The organism is Kitasatospora sp. NPDC085464 (genome assembly GCF_044541955.1).
In the GTDB taxonomy this organism is placed as follows: domain Bacteria; phylum Actinomycetota; class Actinomycetes; order Streptomycetales; family Streptomycetaceae; genus Kitasatospora.
The window spans coordinates 1-3998 of the sequence record NZ_JBITTM010000112.1; the positions used below are offsets into that span (position 1 = coordinate 1).

Annotated in this window: 1 protein-coding gene and 2 pseudogenes; all 3 read left to right on the forward strand. The window is 71.0% G+C overall.

Features of this window, described 5'->3' with window-relative positions; genetic code table 11:
* Positions 1-102, forward strand: a pseudogene (locus tag ACIGG8_RS42740) (ATP-binding protein); the annotation flags it as partial.
* Between the two features lie 446 nt (positions 103-548).
* A complete protein-coding gene (locus tag ACIGG8_RS42745) occupies positions 549-3896 on the forward strand; it encodes a nitrate- and nitrite sensing domain-containing protein (RefSeq protein WP_396553976.1) in 3348 nt (1115 codons plus the stop codon).
* Between the two features lie 10 nt (positions 3897-3906).
* Positions 3907-3998 (forward strand): annotated as a pseudogene (locus tag ACIGG8_RS42750) (roadblock/LC7 domain-containing protein); the annotation flags it as partial.

Consider the following 3998-nt stretch of genomic DNA (forward strand, 5'->3'; position numbering starts at 1 on the left):
GCCGACACCCCCGTCATCACCCTCGACGCCCGCCGCCGCGACAGCGCCAAGAGCGCCCTCATCACCCTCGTCGAACACGCCCTGCTCGCCCGGCTCCGCTGAGTCGGAGGCGTCGGGCCGCGGGTCCCCGGACCCGCGGCCCGACGTACGGGCGAGCGGAACCGAGCGGCCCCGTAGACCCGTCTCCGCAACGGGCCGACGGGGCCGCCACGCTTACCGGCCGGTGTCCTCCCGGGGGCCCGCGCAAGACCCGTGTATAAGCAGCGGATAACAGTTCGGTAGGCATTTTGTGATCAACAATGACGCAGTGTGGCGAATCAGCGTCACTCAGCGCCAGATCACCACGGTTTTGCTCCGTCATGTCGGTGATTGTCCGAATTGTGCCGACGCGGGCGCCCGACAGCGGCTGTTTGTTCCCCATCCCTGCACGTGCTGAAATTCCAGCTACCCCTGATTCTCTCGCCTCGGTTCGTCCGGTGACGGGTCAGGGCCCGGGGGTAGCGCTGGATTGATCCATGGCCGGCAGTCGGCCGAGAGGTAGTTGTCGAGTGAGGCGTAAGCAGCAACCCGCCCCGCAGCGGCGCTCCGAGCCCCGCCAGAGCGAGCCGAACGGTACCCCCGCGGGCCCGGCCGGATTCTCCGCGTTCACTCCCACCGAGGAACGCCCCCAGGCCGGACCGGCCCCGACTCCCCCGAGCATCGCCTCACCGCCCGGCAAGGGCGGCGCGCAGGGCGGCGAGGGCGAGGCCGGCCGGTACGACTTCCTCCGTCCGCGCAACTGGCGCGTGCCGACCCGCCTGATCGCGATCCTGCTGATCCCCGTGATCATCAGTCTCGTCTTCGGCGGTCTGCGAGTGAATACCTCGGTCGACGGCTACATCAAGGCGTCCCGCGCCGAGAAGACCGCCGAGCTGGCCAAGGCCGCGACCGAGCTCGCCGAGGCGCTGGAGAACGAGCGTGACAAGACGCTCATACCCCTGCTGACCAAGCAGGACCCGAACAACGAGGTCACCAAGCGCCGCGCCGACACCGACGCCGCGCTGAAGGCGTACAACGCCGCCTACGCGGCCTCCGACAAGTCCGGTGAGCTGCCCCGTCGCCACGAGGCCTTCCAGACCATGGTCGTCGACCTGCCGCACCTGCGGGCCAACGCCTACAGCCCCGAGCTGTTCCTCAGTGCGACCGCGAGCGCCTACTCGGCGCTGTACGGCCCCCTGCTGGCCTACGACAACTCGGTCGGCATGGGCTCCTCCAACGCCACCAGCAAGGGCCGCGCGATCTACGCGATGTCGCTGGCCAAGGCCTCCGCCTCGACCCAGCGCGCGCTGATGCTGCACCTGCTGGTCGGCATCGCGCAGAACGGCACCACCCGGTACGAGAACTCCGACGCGACCCAGCAGATCCTGGTCTCGGAGAAGCTGGAGCAGGTCTCCCTCAACGAGTTCAACACCGGTAGCGCCCCCGAGGACGCGAAGAAGTACGCGGACGCGCAGGTCGCCCTGTCCACCGCCCAGGACCGCTCGGCGTACAAGATGCCGAACGGCACCGCGCCGACCATGCAGGGCCTGCTGAACCTGGCCGCGGCGTACAGCCAGGCCGCCGCCGAGGGGCAGCTGAAGGGCAAGACCAACGCCGACGCGGCGTTCGCCGAGGCGAAGGCCGCCGGTCTGACCCCGGACAACTGGAACCAGGCCGCCGGAACCCACATCCAGGCCCTGCGGAACACCGAAGTCGCGCTGCTGGACGACGTCCTCACCGACTCCCGCAACCTGAAGGACAACGCGCTCTACGACGCCATCCTCAACACGATCATCGTCGTCGCCGCGCTGATCCTGGCCGGCCTGCTCACCGGCTACGTCGCCCGCTCGATGATCCTCGGCATGCGCACCCTGCGCAGCGCCGCCCTGGAGATCGCCGACCACCGCCTGCCGGACCTGGTCGAGAAGCTCTCCAAGACCGACCCCGACCGGGTCGACACCTCGGTGACCCCGATCCCCCTGCACGGCAAGGACGAGATCGGCGAAGTCGCCCGGGCCTTCGACCAGGTCCACCAGCAGGCCGTGGCGCTCGCCGCCGAGCAGGCCCTGCTCCGAGGGAACGTCAACGCGATCTTCACCAACCTGTCGCGCCGCAGCCAGGGCCTCATCCAGCGCCAGCTGGCGCTGATCACCGACCTGGAGAACAACGAGGCCGACCCGGACCAGCTGGAGAACCTCTTCAAGCTGGACCACCTCGCGACCCGTATGCGCCGCAACGGTGAGAACCTGCTCGTCCTCGCGGGCGAGGAGGCCGGCCGCCGCTGGAACACCCCGGTCCCGCTGGTCGACGTGCTCCGCGCCGCCGCGTCCGAGGTGGAGCAGTACGAGCGCGTCGAGCTCGCCGGCATCCCGGAGGTCGACGTCGTCGGCGCCGCCGTGACCGACCTCGTCCACCTGCTCGCCGAGCTGCTGGAGAACGCCACCTCGTTCTCCAGCCCGCAGACCCGGGTGCTGGTCAACGCGACCCGCCTGCCGGACGGCCGCGTGCTGGTCGAGATCCACGACAAGGGCATCGGCCTCACCGCCGAGGACTTCGCGGAGATCAACGAGAAGCTGGCCGAGCCGCCCACGGTCGACGCCACCATCTCCCGCCGCATGGGCCTCTTCGTGGTCGGCCGGCTGTCCCAGCGGCACGACATCCGCGTCCAGCTCCGCCCGTCCGGCGAGTCGGCCGGCACCACCTCGCTGGTCATGCTCCCGCCGTTCGTCACCCAGGGCGGCGCCGCGCCGGAGCCCGAGGAGCAGTTCACCGTCTCCCGGATCTTCGCCGACCAGGAGCCGACCTCCCCGTGGGCGCCCGACGCCCCGACCCGCAGCGCCGCCGAGCTCGGCTTCGACGACCACCTCACCGGCATCGGCAACTCCGGGTCCAGCGGCTTCAGCCCGGCCCTGGAGTCCGTCCAGCGCTCGCAGCGCCTCGACCAGGTCCGCCGCGCGGCCCTGGAGGGCGGGCCCGAGTCGCCGGTCGTGGACGCCGAGGTCGAGGAGGACTTCCAGCAGGGCTACGACCAGTACGCCCCGCAGGGCTACCAGCAGCAGGGCGCCTACGCCGACGACCAGTACGGCTACGACCAGCAGGGCTACCAGCAGGACGGCTACGCCCAGGACGGTTACGACCAGTACCCGCAGCAGGGCTACGACCAGCAGGGCTACACCGACGAGCAGTACGCCGACGACCAGTACGGCTACGACCAGCAGGGCTACCAGCAGGACGGCTACGCCGACCCGTACGGCCGCCAGGCCCAGGACGCCCCGGCCGGCCACCCGTACGCCCCGGAGCAGCCCGCGCTGCCCGCGGCCGGCCCCGCCCCCACCCTGGCCTCCGGGCTGCCGCAGCGCCGCCCCGGCGAGCAGCTGGCCGGCGGTGGCCCCGGCAGCGCCCCGCCCGGCGCCCTGCCGACCGGCGACAGCCCGAACTGGTTCGCCGGTGCCAAGGACAACTCGTCCCCCCACGAGTCGCGCGGCCACGACGTGTCCTCGCTCGGCGGTTACGGCCCGACCGGCCCGACCGCCAGCTCCCCCTGGCAGTCGCCGAACGACGGCGACTGGCAGCGGGCCGAGCAGCTGCGCGAACCCTCCTCCGCCGGCACCACCGGCGCCGGTCTGCCGCGGCGCGTGCCCAAGCAGAACCTGGTGCCCGGCAACGCCAAGTCCACCCCGCAGGACGGGCCGCAGGTCTCCCGCAGCCCCGAGGAGGTCCGTGGCCGCCTCACCAACCTGCGCCGCGGTGTGGAGCAGGGCCGCAGCGCCGGCAACACCGGAAGTTTCCGGATCGACCCCGATCAGGTAGACCAGTCCGGCAACGGACAGAACCGCAGCACCGATCTCTTCGGCGGCTCGAACCACCAGGAGCGTTGAGTTGACTCAGATGAGCCAGGCCGCACAGAACCTGAACTGGCTGATCACCAATTTCGTGGACAACACCCCCGGGGTGTCCCACACCGTGGTGGTCTCCGCGGA